The organism is Actinomadura rugatobispora (assembly GCF_055379765.1).
The window spans coordinates 10,313,418-10,329,118 of sequence record NZ_AP029191.1 but is presented as its reverse complement, the minus strand read 5'-3'; the positions used below and the strand labels follow the sequence as shown (position 1 = coordinate 10,329,118).

At 72.7% G+C, this 15,701-nt stretch carries 15 protein-coding genes; 10 read left to right on the top strand and 5 right to left on the bottom strand.

Annotated features, from left to right (window positions below; genetic code table 11):
• The first annotated feature begins 11 nt into the window (after positions 1–11).
• Both ACZ466_RS46200 and ACZ466_RS46195 read left to right on the top strand, forming a co-directional pair.
• Positions 12–2,228 carry a hypothetical protein gene (locus ACZ466_RS46200; protein ID WP_378279319.1) on the top strand — a complete coding sequence of 739 codons (2,217 nt, stop codon included), beginning with the start codon at positions 12–14 and terminating at the stop codon, positions 2,226–2,228.
• 111 nt (positions 2,229–2,339) lie between these two features.
• Positions 2,340–3,809 (top strand): tetratricopeptide repeat protein, encoded by a 1,470-nt coding sequence (locus ACZ466_RS46195; RefSeq protein ID WP_378279318.1) that lies wholly within the window; start codon positions 2,340–2,342, stop codon positions 3,807–3,809.
• A 51-nt stretch (positions 3,810–3,860) separates the two neighbouring features.
• Here the strand turns inward: ACZ466_RS46195 and ACZ466_RS46190 are convergent, their stop codons facing one another.
• Positions 3,861–4,526 carry an NADPH-dependent F420 reductase gene (locus ACZ466_RS46190; RefSeq protein ID WP_378279316.1) on the bottom strand — a complete coding sequence of 222 codons (666 nt, stop codon included), beginning with the start codon at positions 4,524–4,526 and terminating at the stop codon, positions 3,861–3,863.
• A gap of 92 nt (positions 4,527–4,618) precedes the next feature.
• Between ACZ466_RS46190 and ACZ466_RS46185 the strand changes: the two genes are divergently transcribed.
• Complete coding sequence (locus ACZ466_RS46185; protein WP_378279314.1) at positions 4,619–5,002, top strand: winged helix-turn-helix transcriptional regulator; 384 nt, start codon at positions 4,619–4,621, stop codon at positions 5,000–5,002.
• Here ACZ466_RS46185 and ACZ466_RS46180 read toward each other — a convergent pair.
• Positions 4,992–6,167, bottom strand: coding sequence for a cytochrome P450 (locus tag ACZ466_RS46180; protein ID WP_378279312.1), 1,176 nt, complete (start codon positions 6,165–6,167; stop codon positions 4,992–4,994). The two genes, ACZ466_RS46185 and ACZ466_RS46180, sit on opposite strands and share 11 nt — an antisense overlap.
• A gap of 124 nt (positions 6,168–6,291) precedes the next feature.
• Here ACZ466_RS46180 and ACZ466_RS46175 point away from each other — a divergent pair, with 124 nt between their 5' ends.
• The 4 genes from ACZ466_RS46175 to ACZ466_RS46160 all read left to right on the top strand — a co-directional run bounded on the left by ACZ466_RS46175 (position 6,292) and on the right by ACZ466_RS46160 (position 10,092).
• Complete coding sequence (locus ACZ466_RS46175; RefSeq protein ID WP_378279310.1) at positions 6,292–7,107, top strand: aminoglycoside 3'-phosphotransferase; 816 nt, start codon at positions 6,292–6,294, stop codon at positions 7,105–7,107.
• A 132-nt stretch (positions 7,108–7,239) separates the two neighbouring features.
• On the top strand, positions 7,240–8,898 hold the full coding sequence (locus tag ACZ466_RS46170) for an MFS transporter (protein WP_378279309.1): 1,659 nt from the start codon (positions 7,240–7,242) through the stop codon (positions 8,896–8,898).
• 77 nt (positions 8,899–8,975) lie between these two features.
• Complete coding sequence (locus tag ACZ466_RS46165; RefSeq protein WP_378279307.1) at positions 8,976–9,230, top strand: tautomerase family protein; 255 nt, start codon at positions 8,976–8,978, stop codon at positions 9,228–9,230.
• Between the two features lie 19 nt (positions 9,231–9,249).
• Complete coding sequence (locus ACZ466_RS46160; RefSeq protein ID WP_378279305.1) at positions 9,250–10,092, top strand: alpha/beta hydrolase; 843 nt, start codon at positions 9,250–9,252, stop codon at positions 10,090–10,092.
• A gap of 71 nt (positions 10,093–10,163) precedes the next feature.
• Here ACZ466_RS46160 and ACZ466_RS46155 read toward each other — a convergent pair whose 3' ends face one another.
• Positions 10,164–10,958, bottom strand: coding sequence for an SDR family NAD(P)-dependent oxidoreductase (locus tag ACZ466_RS46155; RefSeq protein ID WP_378279303.1), 795 nt, complete (start codon positions 10,956–10,958; stop codon positions 10,164–10,166).
• Positions 10,959–11,090: 132 nt separating this feature from the next.
• Here ACZ466_RS46155 and ACZ466_RS46150 point away from each other — a divergent pair, with 132 nt between their 5' ends.
• Positions 11,091–11,909, top strand: coding sequence for an enoyl-CoA hydratase/isomerase family protein (locus ACZ466_RS46150; RefSeq protein WP_378279301.1), 819 nt, complete (start codon positions 11,091–11,093; stop codon positions 11,907–11,909).
• A 37-nt stretch (positions 11,910–11,946) separates the two neighbouring features.
• On the opposite strand, the gene ACZ466_RS46145 is transcribed toward ACZ466_RS46150, so the two are convergent.
• Both ACZ466_RS46145 and ACZ466_RS46140 read right to left on the bottom strand, forming a co-directional pair.
• On the bottom strand, positions 11,947–12,726 hold the full coding sequence (locus tag ACZ466_RS46145; protein WP_378279299.1) for a 2-keto-4-pentenoate hydratase: 780 nt from the start codon (positions 12,724–12,726) through the stop codon (positions 11,947–11,949).
• 63 nt (positions 12,727–12,789) lie between these two features.
• Entirely contained in the window at positions 12,790–13,563 is a 774-nt protein-coding gene (locus ACZ466_RS46140; protein ID WP_378279297.1) for a 2-keto-4-pentenoate hydratase, read from the bottom strand.
• A gap of 232 nt (positions 13,564–13,795) precedes the next feature.
• On the opposite strand from ACZ466_RS46140, the gene ACZ466_RS46135 reads away from it, so the two are divergent.
• Complete coding sequence (locus tag ACZ466_RS46135) at positions 13,796–15,235, top strand: aldehyde dehydrogenase (protein WP_378279295.1); 1,440 nt, start codon at positions 13,796–13,798, stop codon at positions 15,233–15,235.
• Between the two features lie 51 nt (positions 15,236–15,286).
• Complete coding sequence (locus tag ACZ466_RS46130; RefSeq protein WP_378279293.1) at positions 15,287–15,700, top strand: RidA family protein; 414 nt, start codon at positions 15,287–15,289, stop codon at positions 15,698–15,700.
• The last annotated feature ends 1 nt before the right edge of the window (position 15,701 follow it).

Sequence of the window (15,701 nt, the reverse complement as noted above, 5' to 3'; positions counted from 1 at the left end):
GGGACGCCCTGATGGCACCCGCCGCATGGACGGGGTTCGGGAGTCCGGGCGAGGTGACCTGGGCGCGGCCGGCCGGCGACGGCGCCACCATCGCCGTCGGTACCGCGGGCGGCCATCTCTACCTGCGCAGGCGCCAGGAGGCCGGGTGGCGCTGGGAGCGCATCGGAACCCCGCCCGGCGCGCTCGAAGTGCTCGACACCGCCCTGCTCGCCGTCGAGGGGTCGACCGCGAGCACACCGATCGCGGTCGGCGACGACTTCCGGGTCTGGCTGCACCGGCCGGGGACGGCGGCCACACCGTGGATCGGCCTCGACGGCCCGCACCTGGACGAGGGCCTGCCGTTCTACGCGGACTGTGGCGACATCGCCGTCAGCACGTCGCGCGACGGCGCGGAACTCCGGCACATGCTCGTGGTCAGCAGCGCTTCAGGACGGCCATGGATACGCCAGGGCATCCAACCCGGCGTCGCCTGGCTCCGGATCGCGTCGGACGAAGACAACGCGATCGCCGTGGAACTCGCGACGGCGTTCGCGTCCGTCGCGCCCGAGCAGGAGCCGCAACCGCATATCTTCGCCGTGGCCCAAGACCCCGAGAGCTCCGCGTCCCGCCTCCGGGTCGCCGTTCTCGAGAACTCCCTCTGGACCTGGATCGATCTGGGCGGCCCGGGTCCGGGCGTCGGACTGAGCATCGAAGGACTCTCGGCGACCAGCATTCGAGACGGCGGCGGCCGGCTCCAGGCGTGCGCCATCGTCCGGCAGACGCTCACCGGCAACGTCGGCATGGTCATCGGCTCGGGCCGGAGCTGGCGGTGGGGCAATCTCCTGCGGCCGCCCGTTCCGGACGAACTCGCGGCGGCCGTGGTCGCGGCGAAGGGCCCGGATCCCAGGCCCGGCGACGAGCCCGTCATCGTGGCCCGCGCGGGCCACGGCATCTGGACGCGCTCGCTGACCGGCGGCTGGACGAACCTGGGAACCACACCGCAAGACGTCGCCGTCGTCGACCCGACGGCCGCCTTCGACATCACCGCACCGGACGGGCGGCGACGCGTGTGGGCCACCGGCGTGTCCTGGGAGTCCGATCTGTGGACGTTCGAATCGGACGACACCGGCGTGCGGTGGGAGAAGCACGGCTGCCCCGGTTCGGTGGTCTCGGTCGTCGGGGCTCATAACGGGCCCCCGGGCGTCGCCGGGAGTAGCGGGGACCGCCTGGCCGTGGCGTACGTCGTCGACGAGCACGGTGCGCTGTGGAGCTGCGAGCAGTGGGGAAACCCTGTCGACGGCTTCTTCCCCTCGTCCTCTTCCTGGACCTCGCACGGCGTGCCCGCGGCCGGCGTCACCATCGCCGAGAGTGTCGGGGTCTACCCTCTGACCGACTTCGACCCGGAGCCGTCTCGGGCTTTCGTGGTCGGCAGCGATGGGCATCTGTGGGCGAGGGCGGTCGACGGGGTCGAGTGGACCTGGGTCGACCATGGCGCACCCACCGGCAGGTCGGTCAAGAGCGGCGTGGCGCCGATCAACACCGATATGGACCACGGCCCGACCGTGCACGTGATGGCCGACGACGGGCGGCTCTGGCTGCACGCCGGGTCCGCCGGCTTCTGGCGCTGGAGCGATCTCGGCGCGCCGCCGGGTCAGCTGATCTTCCGGGCCGTGGGCGCGGCCACGCCCCTGAGCGCGGAGGGACTGGTGCCCGCGGCCGCCGTGATCACCGGGGACGGGCACCTCTGGATCCACGTCACGGACGTCGACTCGACCGAGTGGAGCGACCTGGGCACCCCGGCCCCGGACGAGAAGGTCATCGCCGGGATCGGTGTCGAGGTCGTGACGGAGCCGCCCGACGCCATGGCCTTGGACATCGTGGTCGTCGGCTCACCGAGCGGGCAGGTGTGGAGCTGCCGATGGGCGCGGTTCGGAACTTCGAGCTGGACGGCGCACGGGCGTCCGGGCGACGCGCGCATCCGCGGCGGTATCGGGACCGTGCCCGATGCCACGAGCCCTTCGGGCTTTCTTGTCTCGGTCATCGGGAACGACCAGCAGGTCTGGGCGGCCTCTTCGGCGGCGCCGGGCGGAGCGTGGACGCGCTGGGACCCCCGGTCCACCGCGACCACGATCGTCGGCGGGAAGGCCGCCGTGCTCCTGGACATGCCGTGCGGGGTGCTGCTGGACGGCCGGCGGCGGGTCAACCTCGTGACCCCCGGGGCGCGGCCGGCGGACGGCGCGGGGTCCTGATGGCGGCCCCCGGATCAGAACGATCACACCGGGGTCTTGGTGGTGCCGGGGCGATGCCTCAGAGTCGGAAGGGACGGTTCGCCGCTTGCGCGGCCCGACCCAGGGAGTGCGATGCCCCCGATGGACGGCGAGTACGACGACCTGCACCGGCGCGCGGAGGCCGGCGACCCGGCCGCGATGAACGAGCTCGGCGTCCTGTTCAGCGGGGCGGGGCGGCAGGCCGAGGCCGAGGAGTGGTACCGGCGGGCCGCGGACGCGGGGAATCCGGTGGCGATGGACAACCTGGGCGTCAAGCTCGCGGAGGCGGGGCGCGTCCACGAGGCGGAGCAGTGGTGGCGCCGCGCGGCGGCGGCGGGCGACGCCGGCGCCATGAACAATCTGGGCATCCTGTTCAAGCGGCAGCGCCGGAACGTGGACGCCGAGGAGTGGTACCGGCGGGCCGCAGGCGCGGGCGAGGTCAACGCCCTCTACAACCTGGGCCTGCTCTGCAAGGAGGTGGGACGGGTCAAGGAGGCGGAGCTGCTGTGGCGCCGTGCCGCGGAGACCGGCCACGCCGAGGCCCTCGCCCAGCTGAGCGAGCTGTCCGAACAGGACGCGGACCTCTCCGGCCTCCGCGAGCGCGCCGAGGCCGGCGAGGTCGGGGCGATGACGGACCTGGGGATCGTGCTCACCGAGGCGGATCGCCTGGAGGAGGCCGAGCACTGGCTGGTCCGCGGGGTCAACGGCGGTGACGCCGACGCCCCGTTCAACCTGGGCGTGCTGTACGCGCGAACGGGTCGTACCGATCAGGCGCTGGAGTGGCTGGTGAGATCCGCCGAAGGCGGTAACCCGCACGCCTGCAACGGAGTCGGGCGGATTCAGGCCGAGATCGGCGAGACCGCGTCGGCCGTGGACTGGTTCAGAGCGGCGGCCGATGGCGGTGACACGGCGGCCATGGACAACCTGGCGGCCCTGCTGGACGAGCAGGGGCCGGGAGCGGAGAGCCGCGAGCTGAGGCAGCGGGCCGACCATGTGCGCAGAGCGCACAACAACGCTTCGCTCATGGAGCATATGGGGCGGACCGCCGAGGCCGAGGAGCTCCACCGGCGTGACGCGCGCCGTGGCGACAGCGACGCCATGTGCATGCTCGGGCGCCTGCTCAAGCGCATCGGGCGGCCGGAGGACGCCGAGCGGTGGCTGCGCCGCGCCGCGTTCACCGGAAGCGTCGGCGCGGCCAACGAGCTGGCGCTGACGCTGAAGCAGACGGGGCGGCTGGACGAGGCGGAGGAGTGGTACCGGCGCGCGCTGTCCTCCCAGGACGTCGACGTCATGTACAACCTGGCCATCCTGCTGCAGACCAAGGGACGGCGTGAGGAAGCCGAGCGGTGGTACCGCCGGGCCGCGGAGGGCGGCCACGATGACGCCATGTACAACCTGGCGAACCTGCTGGAGAAGATGGGACGGTCGCAGGAGGCCGAGTCCTGCTATCAGCGGCTGGCGGAGGCGGGAGACCGTGACGCCATGGGCAGGCTCAGCCAGCTCCTGGACGGGCAGGGGCGAGCGGCCGAGGCCCAGCACTGGCTTCGGCTCGCCCAAGGATGAACGGGACGGGGCCGTGACCTCGACGTCACGGCCCCTCTCCGGCCGGTGGGATCAGTCCTTGGCCGCTCGTGCCGCCGCGACGAGCGCCGGGTCGACGTCGGGCACGGCGAACCTCGGGTTGTGCCCCGCCGCGACGACCCTCGTGACGAAGCCGGCGGCCTCCTCCAGCTGCCGGGAGCCGGCGAGTCCTCCGACGACGGCGGTCCTGGCGCCGAGCTTGCCGATCAGCACGGCGGTGAGGTCGAGCGCGCCCTGGTCGTCGCCGCTGATCGCGACGACCGGCGCCGTCTCCGCGGGTCCCGCGTACGGCCACGACGCCCCGGCGAACAGGTGGAGCGCCTTGACCACGTGGGCACCGGGAGCGGCGAGCGCCACCACTTCGGCGGCGGACCCCGACCGGGGCAGCACCTCGCCCGTGGCGAAGTCGACCGGGTTGGTGCAGTCGATCACGGTCGTGCCGGCCAGCGTCCCCCGGGTGCCGCCGATGAGCGAGACGGCGTCCTCCAGTCCGCTCCAGGCGACCGCGACCACGACCACGTCGGCCCGGCCCGCGAAGCCGGCCGGGTCGACGGCCTCGGCCGCCGGTCCGATCTGGTCGGCGGCCCGGCGGGCGCGCGCCGGGTCGCGCCCCGTCACCAGCAACGGATCGCCGGCGGGGGCCCAGGCCCGGCCGAGCGTCACCGCGAGGTTCCCCGTCCCCAGGATTCCAATGTTCACAGTGCTCTCCCTCGTTCCGAAACGTGCTCCCCGGGACGCTACGGACGCCCTTCCTACCGTTCGGTAGGCGGCCGGATGGGAGAATGGACCGCGTGATCGAAGGTCCGTGCCAGACATTCGTGTCCGACTGCCACGTGCGCGTGGCGGCCGAACTCATCAGCCACGCCTGGGATCCCGTCGTGCTGTCGGCGCTGCGCCTGGGGCCCACCCGCCGCAAGGAACTGCTCGTGCGCATCGCGGGCGTCAGCGACAAGGTCCTGACGCAGGCTCTGCGGCGCCTCCAGGCGCGAGGGCTCGTCGCCCGGGCCCCCGAGACCGGGCGATCGTCGGCGCAGGCCGCCGTCTACCGGCTCTCCCCGCTGGGCGAGTCGTTCGCCAACGGGCCGCTGGTCCAGCTGGCACGGTGGGCGGCCGACAACCAGGCCGCACTCGCGGACGCCTCGGATCGTCGGCCGAGCCTGGGGCTCACCACGTGACGGGGACGGCCGTGGGGCCGGCGTCGGTCTGACCGCGGACCCAGACCAGGTCCTCGACGTCGCCCCGCAGCCGGAGGCCGGGCAGCCGCCGGGCGAGAGCGCTGAACGCGGCGGTGAGCTCGATCCGGGCGAGGGACGCGCCGAGGCAGTGGTGCGGCCCCCGCCCGAACGACACGTGCGCGCCGGCGGAGTCGCGGCCGGGTGTGAAGCGGTCCGGGTCGGCGAAGCGCCGGGGGTCGTGGTTGGCGGCCTCCAGCCGGACCAGCACCAGGTCGCCCGGCTCGATCGACGCGCCTCCCAGGTCGGCCTTCTCGTGGGCCCAGCGCGGGAACGGCTCGGCGATCAGACCGGCCAGGCGCCGCAGCACCTCCTCCACGACCGCGTCCAGTTCGGGCGAGTCGGCGAGCCCGTCCAGCCGGTCCTCGGTGACGAGCTGGATCACGCCGACGGAGATGGCGTTGCGCGAGGTCTGGTGGCCCGCCGCGATGATCGAGATCACCATGCCGATCAGCTCGCCGTCGCCGAGCCGCCCGTCCTGCGCGTCCCGCACCCCGATCAGGGCGCTGAGCAGGTCGTCCCCGAGCACACGGCGTTTCGCGGCGACCAGGTCGGCCGCGTACCGGGTCAGGTCGTCCCAGGCCTGCGCCGCGGCGGCCGCCGCCTCCTCGTCGGCGGTGAAGTCGCCGGAGAGCACCTCGACCAGCGTCTCGAAGCGGTCGCGCTCCTCGATCGCCACGCCGAGCAGGTCACCGATCACCTGGGTCGCCAGCGGGGCGGCGAGTCCCGCGACCAGGTCCGCGGGCGGCCCCGCGGCGGCGAAGGCGGCGACCTGCTCGTCCGCCAGGCGCTCGATGTGGGGACGCATCGCCGTGATCGCCCTCGGGGTGAACGCCTTGGAGACGAGCCGGCGCAGCCGCGTGTGGGAATCGCCGTCCTGGAACAGCGTGTCGTTGCCCGTGGACTCCAGGCCCGGCGGCGCCAGCCTGAACCGCGTGTCGGTCAGCACCCCCACCGCGTCGTCGTAGGACGTGACCAGCCACGCCCTCTGTCCTTCCGGGGTGACCACCCGGGCGACCGGCGCGTCGGCGCGCAGTCGCGCGTACGCCGGAGGCGGCCGCAGAGGGCCGGGCCTTTCGAACGGCAGGGTCGGATCGGTGGCGGACATGGCTGAGGCCTTCCTCGGTGGCTGCGTCGGACATGTCCAGTGAAAACTGTGACGTCGCGACAAGGTCAAACCACCCGGAAAACACTTTGTCGGCAGGCGCGTACCCTGGCAGGGTCGTGATCCTATGACCAGCCGCCCCGCCTTCTCCGAGGTTCCGACCGGGCCGGTGCCCGTCCCCGACGTGGTCACGGCGCTCGCCGGAGACGCCACCGTCACGCCGGTGTGGCGCAACGAGCTCGGCGGCCTGACCTTCCGCCTCGAGAACGACGGCGAAGGCACCCGATACGTCAAGTGGGTCGCCGCCGGCACCCCCGAGATCGACCTGCCCGGCGAAGCCGAGCGGCTGGCCTGGGCACGGCGCTGGGCGCGCGTCCCGCCGGTCGTCGACCACGGCACCGACGCCGAGGGCGCGTGGCTGGTCACCGCGGCCGTCCCCGGCCGATCGGCGGTGGAGCCCCGCTGGAAGGACGCGCCCGCGACCGCGGCGGCCGCGATCGGCCGCGGGCTGCGGCTGCTCCACGACGCCCTTCCGCCGGAATCGTGCCCGTTCGACTGGAGCGTCGAGCGGCGGCTCGTACGCGCCGACGAGCGCGTCGCCGAGGGCGAGGGGCCGGCCGAGTGGTCCCCCGAGCACCGGCACCTCGGCCTCGACGAGGCCCGCGCGCGGCTCGGCGACCCGCCCGCCATCGACCGTCTCGTGGTCTGCCACGGGGACGCCTGCACCCCCAACACCCTGCTCCACGACGACGGCGCCTTCGCCGCGCACGTCGACCTGGGGTCGCTCGGGGTGGCCGACAGGTGGGCCGACCTGGCGGTCGCGACCTGGAGCCTGGGCTGGGACTACGGCCCGGGCTTCGACGGCGTCCTGTACGACGCGTACGGGATCGTCCCCGACCCGGAGCGCATCGCCTACTACCGCCTGCTCTACGACCTGGCGTGACCGGCTCCGCGACCGCGGCCCGGCGCCGTTCCCGCTGAGCGGGATTCGGCACGTGACCTGCCTCACCACCCCTCCTAGCGTGTCCCCATCAATCGACCGGTGAAGGGCCACCCGGTCTCTCAGGGAGACGCAATGAAAAAAGAGGAACTCAGGGTCGTCGCGGCGTCCTCGGTCGGGACGGCGTTCGAGTGGTACGACTTCTTCCTGTACGGCTCGCTGGTCCCCGTGATCGGCAGCAAGTTCTTCGGCGAGTACGGCGAGGCGGCGCAGACGGTCTTCGCGCTCCTCACCTTCGCCGTCGGCTTCCTCGTCCGCCCGCTGGGCGCGGTGATCTTCGCACGGCTGGGGGACCTGGTCGGGCGCAAGGCCGTGTTCCTCCTGACGCTGATCATCATGGGGGTGTCCACGGTCGCGGTCGGGCTGCTGCCGACCTCCGAGGAGATCGGCGTCCTGGCGCCGGCGCTGCTCCTGATCTGCCGGATCGCGCAGGGGCTGGCGGTGAGCGGCGAGTTCGGCGCGGCGGTCACCTACGTGTCCGAGTACGCCCCCAATGATCAGCGCGGCTTCTACGTGGGCTGGCTCACCGGGACGACCGCGCTCGCCTTCAGCCTGTCGCTCGCCGCCCAGCTCGCCGTGCAGGCGGCGGTCGGCGTCGAGGCGTTCGACGCGTGGGGCTGGCGGATCCCGTTCATCATCTCCGTCATCCCGCTCGCCCTGTCGGTCTGGATCCGCCTCAAGCTGCACGAGAGCCCCCTGTTCCTCAAGATGAAGGAAGAGGGGACCCACTCCAAGGCCCCGCTGCGCGAGGCGTTCCGGGACCGGCGGCACCGCCGGATGATCGTCGTCGTGTTCGTCATGGCCGCCACGCAGTCGTTCATCGGCTACCTGTCGACCGTGTACGTGCTCACGACCATGCGGACCGGCTTCCAGCTCGACTCGCGCACCGTGAGCGCCGTCTTCATGGTCGTCTTCCTGCTGGGCTTCTTCCTGTGCGTCTTCTTCAGCTGGCTGTCGGACCGCATCGGCAGGCGGAAGGTCATGATCACGGGCCTGGTCCTGGCGGTCGTCACCGTCTTCCCGGTCTTCGGCGGCCTCACGAACGCGGCCAATCCCACCCTCGCCGCGGCTCAGGACGACGTCGCGGTCACCATCCGGGCCAACCCCGACGACTGCTCCTTCCAGTTCAACCCCGCGGGGACCGCGGACTACACCTCCGCCTGCGACCGGGCGCGCGAGGTCCTGCAGGGCAACTCCGTCGAGTTCCAGCGGGAGGACACCCGCGGCGCCACCGAGATCGTGGTCGACGGCGAGACGATCACGGCGGGTCCCACGCTGGAGAAGGACCTCGCCGCGGCCATCCAGAAGGCGGGCTATCCGGCCGAGGGCGCCGCGATCAAGGTGGACTCCGTCACCGACTTCCTGTCCTGGCCCGTGCTCACCGTCGCCGGGCTGCTGCTCCTCCTCGTGGCCTACGCGCAGATGGCCCAGGGGCCCGCGGCGGTCACGATGGCGGAGGTGTTCCCCACCCGCATCCGCGCCACCGCGATGTCCCTCCCCTACCAGGTGGGCGTGGGGTTGTTCGGCGGCTTCCTGCCGGCCACGATGGTCGCGATCGGCACCGAGGCCGGAAGCCTCACGACGGCCCTGTGGTACCCGGTCATCGCCATGGCGATCGGCTCGGTCATCCTGGTCTTCACCCTTCCCGAGACACGGGGCACCGACCTGTCCCGCGTCGGCGAGGAGGAGGAACCGGACGCGCGCGAGGGCGAGAGCGCCGGAACCCTGACCTGACCCATCTCACGGGTGGTGTGCGCTCCGGCCGCGGTGCCGGGGCGTACACCACGCTCTCGATTCCCAAGGATGCCTTGATGCCCATCATCGACGTGTCGTTGCTCGCCGGGCGCTCGGAAGGAGATCTCCGGCGGCTCATGCGCGCACTGCACGAGACGACCGTGGAGGTTCTCGGCGCACCGCCGGAGTCCGTCCGGGTGCTGATACGGGAGATCCCCCCTGCGCACTGGAGCTCCGGCGGCGTCACCATGGCGGAGAAGGCCGCCGACGCTCGCGAGAAGGCCGCCGACGGCGAAGAAGAAAAGGAAGACGGCGACGCGTATGGGAGATAGGGAAGAGGGAGGCGGCGGCATGCCGATCCGGTTCTTGCTGGTGCACGGCGCCTGGCACGGCGGGGCGCACTGGGGCCGGCTCGCCGAGATCCTGACGGGACGGGGGCACGACGTCCACGCCCCGGATCTTCCGGGCCACGGCATGTCGGCGCGCTTCCCCGCGTCCTATTTCGACAAGGACCAGCGGGATCTGGAACGCGCCCCTTCACCGATCAGGAACGTGACCCTGCAGGCGACCGCCGACGCGGTCGTCGCGGCGCTGGAGGCGCTGCGGCGACGGGCCGGGCGGGAGCGCGTCGTCCTGGTCGCGCACAGCATGGGGGGCGCGGTCGCCACGCGCGCGGTGCAGGAGGCCGCGCACCTGGTCGACCACGTGGTGTACGTGTCGGCGTACGTGCCGACGCTGCTGGGGAGCGCCGGCGCGTACCTGGCGCTGCCGGAGGCGTCCGGAGCCTCGGGCGGCGGCCTCTACCTGGGCGATCCCGGCGAGACCGGTGCCGTTCGGATCAACCCGAGGTCAACGGACAGGGCCTATCTGGAGGAACTCCAGGCGAGCTACTACACCGGCGTGCCCGCCGAGGAGTTCCTGGCGTACGCGCACGCGCTCACCCCGGATCAGCCGATCGATTTCCTGACCGGGCAGGTGGGCGCGACGGCGGACGGCTGGGGCCGCGTGCCGCGGACGTTCGTGCGATGCCTGCGGGACCGGGCGCTGCCTTTGGCGCTCCAGGACCGGCTGATCCATGACGCGGACGAACTGACCCCGGGCACCACGTTCCGGCAGGTGAGCCTGGACACCGGTCATGCGCCGTTCGCGTCGCTGCCCGGCGAACTGGCCGATCTGCTCGTCCAGGCGGGCTGAGGCCCGGACCGGCGCCGCGCCGGGCGGCCCTCCCTGATCAGGCTCGCATCGGGAAGGCCGCCCGGCGGTTCTCATCGGGCGCGGAACCGGGTGGTGCTCCACCCGCCGCAGACGGGCAGGGTCACGCCGGTGATGAACGAGGCGTCGTCGGAGGCCAGGAACGCGAAGGCGTTGGCGATGTCGCGGGGCAGGCCGACCCGCGGGATCGGACGGGACCGCGTCACCATGTCGTCGAACAGGCCGGCGCGGATCCGCTCGGCGGTGGCCGGAGTCTCGACCAGGCCCGGCGCGACCGCGTTCACGCGAATGTTCCGGGGACCGTAATCGGCCGCCATCTGCCGGGTGAGGCTGCTGACGGCGCCTTTCGCCGCCGAATAGGGAGCCGATCCGCCGACGCCCACGACCCCGAAAGCCGATGAGGTGTTGATGATGGATCCGCCCGCCTCTCCGAATTGCAGAACGGCCTGCCGCGACATGCGGAACGCGGTCGTCAGATTCATCGAGACGAAGAAGTCGAAATCCTCGTCGGTGGTGGACCCGGCAGGGCCGTCGCCCGCCTTCCCGGCGATGTTCGCGAGCACGTCCGGCGTGCCGAACCGCGTGGAGCACGCCTCGAACACCCGCTCCGCCGCGCCCTCCGCCGTCAGGTCCTGGACGTGGCCGGCGATGTCGAGCCCCAGGTCGCGGGCCTGCTCGCCGAGGGATTCCAGTCCGGCGGCGTCCAGGTCGACCGCGAGCACCCGGGCGCCGCGGGCGGCGAACAGCACCGCGGTCTCGCGCCCGATCCCGGACGCGGCGCCCGTCACGATGGCGGTCTTTCCGGCCAGCTGCGCGGCGACCGGACGGCTCGCCTCCGAATAGTCCATGCGTCCTCCGTCTCACGAGCCATGATGGCCCTCAAAGGGTACGGCAACCGGGCGCGGCGCCCTTATCCGCGTTTTCCATTCAGTGAGAATGGCCGGTGGCCGCCGGAACGCCCGCGTGCCAAAGTCGCCGGCATGAGCGAAACGAATCGCGAATCCGGCGCGGATCCGCGCGCCATTCCCGACGTCCCCGGCCTGGTCGTGTCGTTTCCCGGTCCGGGCGTGGCCCTGGTGGAGATCGACCGCCCGCATCGCCGCAACGCGCTGGACCGCGCCCTCCTGGACGGCCTCCCGGCCGTCCTGGGGCAGTTGAACGGCCGGGACGAGGTGCGCGTCATCGTGCTCTCCGGGCGCGGCGGGGCCTTCTGCGCCGGAGGGGACCTCGCCGTCATCGGGGACATGAGCGGCGAGTCGCCGGAGCAGGCCGCCGCCCGCATGGCCCGCGAGTTCGCGTCGGCGTCGCGGCTGCTGGGCTCCCCGAAGATCACCATCGCCGCGGTCGGCGGGCCCGCGGTCGGCGCGGGGCTCGCCCTGGCGCTGGCCTGCGACATCCGCGTGGGCGGCGGCGGGGCGGTGTTCGCGGCGCCGTTCATCAGGATGGCGCTGGTGCCCGACTTCGGGGTGTCCTGGCTGCTGGCCCGGACGATCGGGCCCTCCGCGGCGATCGACGTCGCGGTGACCGGCCGCAAGGTCGCCGCCGAGGAGGCGCTGCGCCGGGGCATGCTGACGGAGATCGCGGCCGATCCCCTCGGCGCCGCCCTGGAGAAGGCCGCCGCGATCGCCGCCGCGGTCCCGCGCATCGCCGCCGCGACCAAGACGCTCATCCGGGACGCCCTGACCACGGACTTCGACGCGGCGCTGGAGGCGGAGATCGGGCATCAGCTCGACGCCGTCCGCTCGGAGGAGTTCCGCCGGCACTGGTCGGCGTGGTCGGCGGCCGTCCGGGGGACGTGACGCCCCCCGGCGGCCCGGTCGCGCGGCGGCCCCCTGCTCATTCGCCGGTGACGGTCACCGCGCCCAGATGCCCGAACTCCGCCACGATGTGGTCACCGGCGCCCAGCGGGACCGCGTCGGTGAGGCCACCGGTGTAGACGCACCACCCGGCCTCCAGGGTGATGCCCCTGGAGGCCAGGGTGTTGGCCGCCAGGGCCAGCGCCTCCGCCGGGTGCCCCTGGACGGCGGCGCCGGTCGCCGTGTGCACGACCTCGCCGTTGACGTGCAGCACGCAGGGTTCCAGGGCCAGGTCCAGCCCGCGGGGCTGCAGCGCGAGGCTCCCGGCGACGACCCGTCCGGAGGAGGCGTTGTCGGCGACCACGTCGGCCAGCCTGAAGCGGAAGCCGGTGTACCTGCTGTCGATGACCTCGATGCCGGCGTGCACGGACTCGACCGCGGCCAGCGCCCGGGTGGCGGTCACCCCCGGACCCGCCAGGGGCTCGCCCAGCACGAACACGATCTCCGGCTCGACCCGTGGATGGATGAGGGAGTCCAGCGGGACGGGAACACCGCCGCCGAGGACCATCGCGTCCGTCAGCCACGCCGTGAGCGGGGAGTCGACGCCCATCCGCTCCTGCTTGGCCCGGGAGGTCAGGCCGAGCTTGACGCCGACGATGTGCTCGCCCCTCATGAGCCGGCGGGCGAGTGTCTCGTCCTGGATCCGGTACGCCAGTTCGAGGTCCAGCTCGGCCCAGTCGTCGGTGAAGCGGGCGAGGTGCTCGCGCCGGTTCTCCGCGTCCAGAAGCCGGTGCGCCGCCGCCGGGACGGTCCATTCCATGGCTCGTTCGCCTCCATCGGTCGTGGTGGGTGCTACAGGTGATCGCGGGCGGGTCCGGCCCGCTCAGGCCCTCGGACCGGCGAGATGCACGGTGACGACGCCGAGGCGGGTGAAGGCGGCCGTGACCGTCTGGCCGCCCCCGGCCCGGACGGCGGGGGTGAGGGGCCCGGAGAAGACGACCGAGCCCGCGGGCAGGGCCGTGCCGGCGTCTCCGAGAGCGTTGGCCAGCCAGGTGACGGCGTTGAGGGGCGACCCGTGCACGGCGGCGCCCGCTCCGGTCGCGGCGATCCGCCCGCCCTGGTACAGGACGCAGCCTTCCAGGCGCGGCTGGAAAGCGGTGAGGGGCACCTGCCGCGATCCCAGGACGAGGCCGCCCGCCGAGGCATTGTCGGCGATCTCGTCCTCGGGGCGGCGGCCCTCGCCGTCCTCCAGCCGCGAATCGCGGATCTCCAGGGCGGGCAGGGCGTGCGCGATCGCCGACGAGACGTCCGCGACGTTCAGGCCGGGGCCCTGGAGCGGCCGTCCGAGGACGAACGCGATCCCGGGCGCGACCTGGGGGGCGAGGTATCCGCCGGCTTGGACCGGCCGCGACTCCGGGTGGAACACCGTGGACATGAGATGGCCGTACGCCGGCCCGCCCTCGGGTCCCGCGGCGATCTTCCAGCCGCGGACGGTCGCCCCCTGCCGCTCCCAGTGCCGCACCAGCTCGCGCTGGACGGCGTAGGCGTCCACTTCGCTCACGCTTTCGCCAGAGGCCGCCGGCGGTGGCGCGGGGCTGCCGCCGGCGTGGGCGCGCAGCAGCGCCCGCGCGAATTCTTCCCGTCGTCCTTCGTCCACGCTTTCCTCCCCGATTCCGAGATCGGGGATCAACCTCCGCCGAGCCCGTCCGGCCGGGCAAGGCGCCGTTCCCGGTCAGTGGGAATCGCCTGGGAGGCGCCGCGGAACCGGCTCGCGGGCGGCTCGGCGAACCACCGGCCGGGCGATTCCCGGTGAGTGGAAGTCCATCGTTGATGGGCTCGGCGCCGCGCGGTGACAGTGGGTCCAGTCGAGCAGACCAGCGCGGGAGGACATGGTGGAGTCATTCGGGCACATCGTCGGCGGGCACGAGGTCCCGTCCGTCGATGGCGCCACTTTCCAGTCGGTGGACCCTGGTGAGCGCGAGCCGTGGGCCACGGTGGCCCTCGGGTCGGCCGCCGACGCGGACCGGGCGGTCGCCGCCGCCAGGACCGCGTTCGACGAGGGGCCCTGGCCGGAGATGGGCTATCCGGAGCGCGCGGAGGTCCTGCACCGCCTCGCCGACCTCATCGAGGCCAACGCGGAGGCCCTCGCGCTCGCCGACACCGCCGACATGGGCAAGCCGATCTCCGAGACCCGCGGCCACGACGTCCCGAGGGCGGCCCAGAACTTCCGCTTCTTCGCCGACCACGCCGCGATCACGGCGGCCGAGGCGTTCCCCATGGCGTCGGGTTACCACGCCTTCGCCCAGTACGGCCCGGCGGGCGTGGTCGCGGCGATCGCGCCGTGGAACTTCCCGCTCATGCTGGCGTCCTGGAAGGTCGCGCCCGCTCTGGCGTGGGGCAACACGGTCGTCCTCAAGCCGGCGGAGCAGAGCCCCGCGTCGGCGACCCTGCTCGCCCGCCTCGCCCTGGAGGCCGGGATCCCCCCGGGCGTGTTCAACGTGGTGCACGGGTACGGACCCGGTTCCGTGGGGCAGGCGCTGACCGAGTCACCGGGCGTCGACAGGATCACGTTCACCGGCGAGTCGAACACCGGGCGGGCCATCTCGGCGGCGGCGGCGCGCAACCTCACCCCGCTCAGCCTGGAGATGGGCGGCAAGGGCGCCAACATCGTCTTCGCCGACGCCGATCTGGACCAGGCGGTGGAGTGGTCGATCAAGGCCGTCTACACCAACAGCGGCCAGGTCTGCCTGGCCGGGAGCAGGCTGTACGTCCAGCGGGACATCTACCAGGAGTTCCTGGACCGCTTCCGCGCCGCCGCCGAGGCGCTGGTCGTCGGGGATCCCAGGGACGAGGCGACGCGGATCGGCCCGCTGTCCTCGCGGGAGCACCACGAGAAGGTGACCGGGTACCTGGACCTCGCCGTCCGGGACGGCGCGCGGGTCCTCACCGGCGGCCGGGGCCCCGGCTGGACGGTGCTCCCGAGCGTGATCGTCGGGGCCGGGCAGCGCGACCGCGTCACCCAGGAGGAGATCTTCGGCCCCGTGGTGGTCGTCCTCCCCTTCGACGACGAGAATGGTGCGGTCCAAGCGGCCAACGACACTCCGTACGGGTTGAACGCGATGCTCTTCACCAAGGACCTGTCCCGCGCGCACCGGGTCTCGCGGGCGCTTCGCGTGGGGACCGTCTGGACGAACTGCTTTTTCGTACGCGATCTGCGCGCGCCGTTCGGCGGGGCGGGCGACTCCGGTGTCGGCCGCGAGGGCGGCGCCTACAGCCGCGAGTTCTTCACCGAGCCCAAGGCCGTGGTCATGCGGATCGACCCGGCCTGACCGGCTCGCGGTCCACCTTTTGCCGGGGTCCATCTTTATCGAGGAGTTGACATGAGCATTCGTCCTGTAACGACGCGAAGTGCGCCCACGGTCGGTTTCTCCACGGGCACGGCGGCGCCGCTCTCGCAGGCCGTCGTCCACGGTGACACCATCTACTGCTCGGGCACGGGTCCGCTCGATCCGGAGACCCGCACGATCGTCTCCGACGTCTTCGAGGAGCAGGCCGAACAGACCCTGCGCAATCTGCTCGCCGTGGTGGAGGCGGCCGGCGGCAGCAGGGAGAGCATTCTCAAGTGCAACTGCTATCTGCGCTCCGCCGAGTACTTCCCGGCGTTCAACGGCGTGTACCGCCGCTTCTTCGAGAAGAATCCGCATTTCCCGGCCCGCACGACGGTGATCGCGACTCCGCACCGCGACGGCGTTCTCGTCGAGGTCGAGTGCGTCGCGGCCGTGACGGGCGGATGAC

What these genes read in the sequence shown, in the direction of transcription:
- ACZ466_RS46160 (WP_378279305.1), top strand. Translation starts at nt 9,250, where the DNA reads ATGCCGATCCGGTTCTTGCTGGTGCACGGCGCCTGGCACGGCGGGGCG.
- ACZ466_RS46195 (WP_378279318.1), top strand. Translation starts at nt 2,340, where the DNA reads ATGCCCCCGATGGACGGCGAGTACGACGACCTGCACCGGCGCGCGGAG.
- ACZ466_RS46170 (WP_378279309.1), top strand. Translation starts at nt 7,240, where the DNA reads ATGAAAAAAGAGGAACTCAGGGTCGTCGCGGCGTCCTCGGTCGGGACG.
- ACZ466_RS46155 (WP_378279303.1), bottom strand. Translation starts at nt 10,958, where the DNA reads ATGGACTATTCGGAGGCGAGCCGTCCGGTCGCCGCGCAGCTGGCCGGA.
- ACZ466_RS46150 (WP_378279301.1), top strand. Translation starts at nt 11,091, where the DNA reads ATGAGCGAAACGAATCGCGAATCCGGCGCGGATCCGCGCGCCATTCCC.
- ACZ466_RS46165 (WP_378279307.1), top strand. Translation starts at nt 8,976, where the DNA reads ATGCCCATCATCGACGTGTCGTTGCTCGCCGGGCGCTCGGAAGGAGAT.
- ACZ466_RS46180 (WP_378279312.1), bottom strand. Translation starts at nt 6,167, where the DNA reads ATGTCCGCCACCGATCCGACCCTGCCGTTCGAAAGGCCCGGCCCTCTG.
- ACZ466_RS46130 (WP_378279293.1), top strand. Translation starts at nt 15,287, where the DNA reads ATGAGCATTCGTCCTGTAACGACGCGAAGTGCGCCCACGGTCGGTTTC.
- ACZ466_RS46135 (WP_378279295.1), top strand. Translation starts at nt 13,796, where the DNA reads ATGGTGGAGTCATTCGGGCACATCGTCGGCGGGCACGAGGTCCCGTCC.
- ACZ466_RS46145 (WP_378279299.1), bottom strand. Translation starts at nt 12,726, where the DNA reads ATGGAATGGACCGTCCCGGCGGCGGCGCACCGGCTTCTGGACGCGGAG.
- ACZ466_RS46200 (WP_378279319.1), top strand. Translation starts at nt 12, where the DNA reads ATGGCACCCGCCGCATGGACGGGGTTCGGGAGTCCGGGCGAGGTGACC.
- ACZ466_RS46175 (WP_378279310.1), top strand. Translation starts at nt 6,292, where the DNA reads ATGACCAGCCGCCCCGCCTTCTCCGAGGTTCCGACCGGGCCGGTGCCC.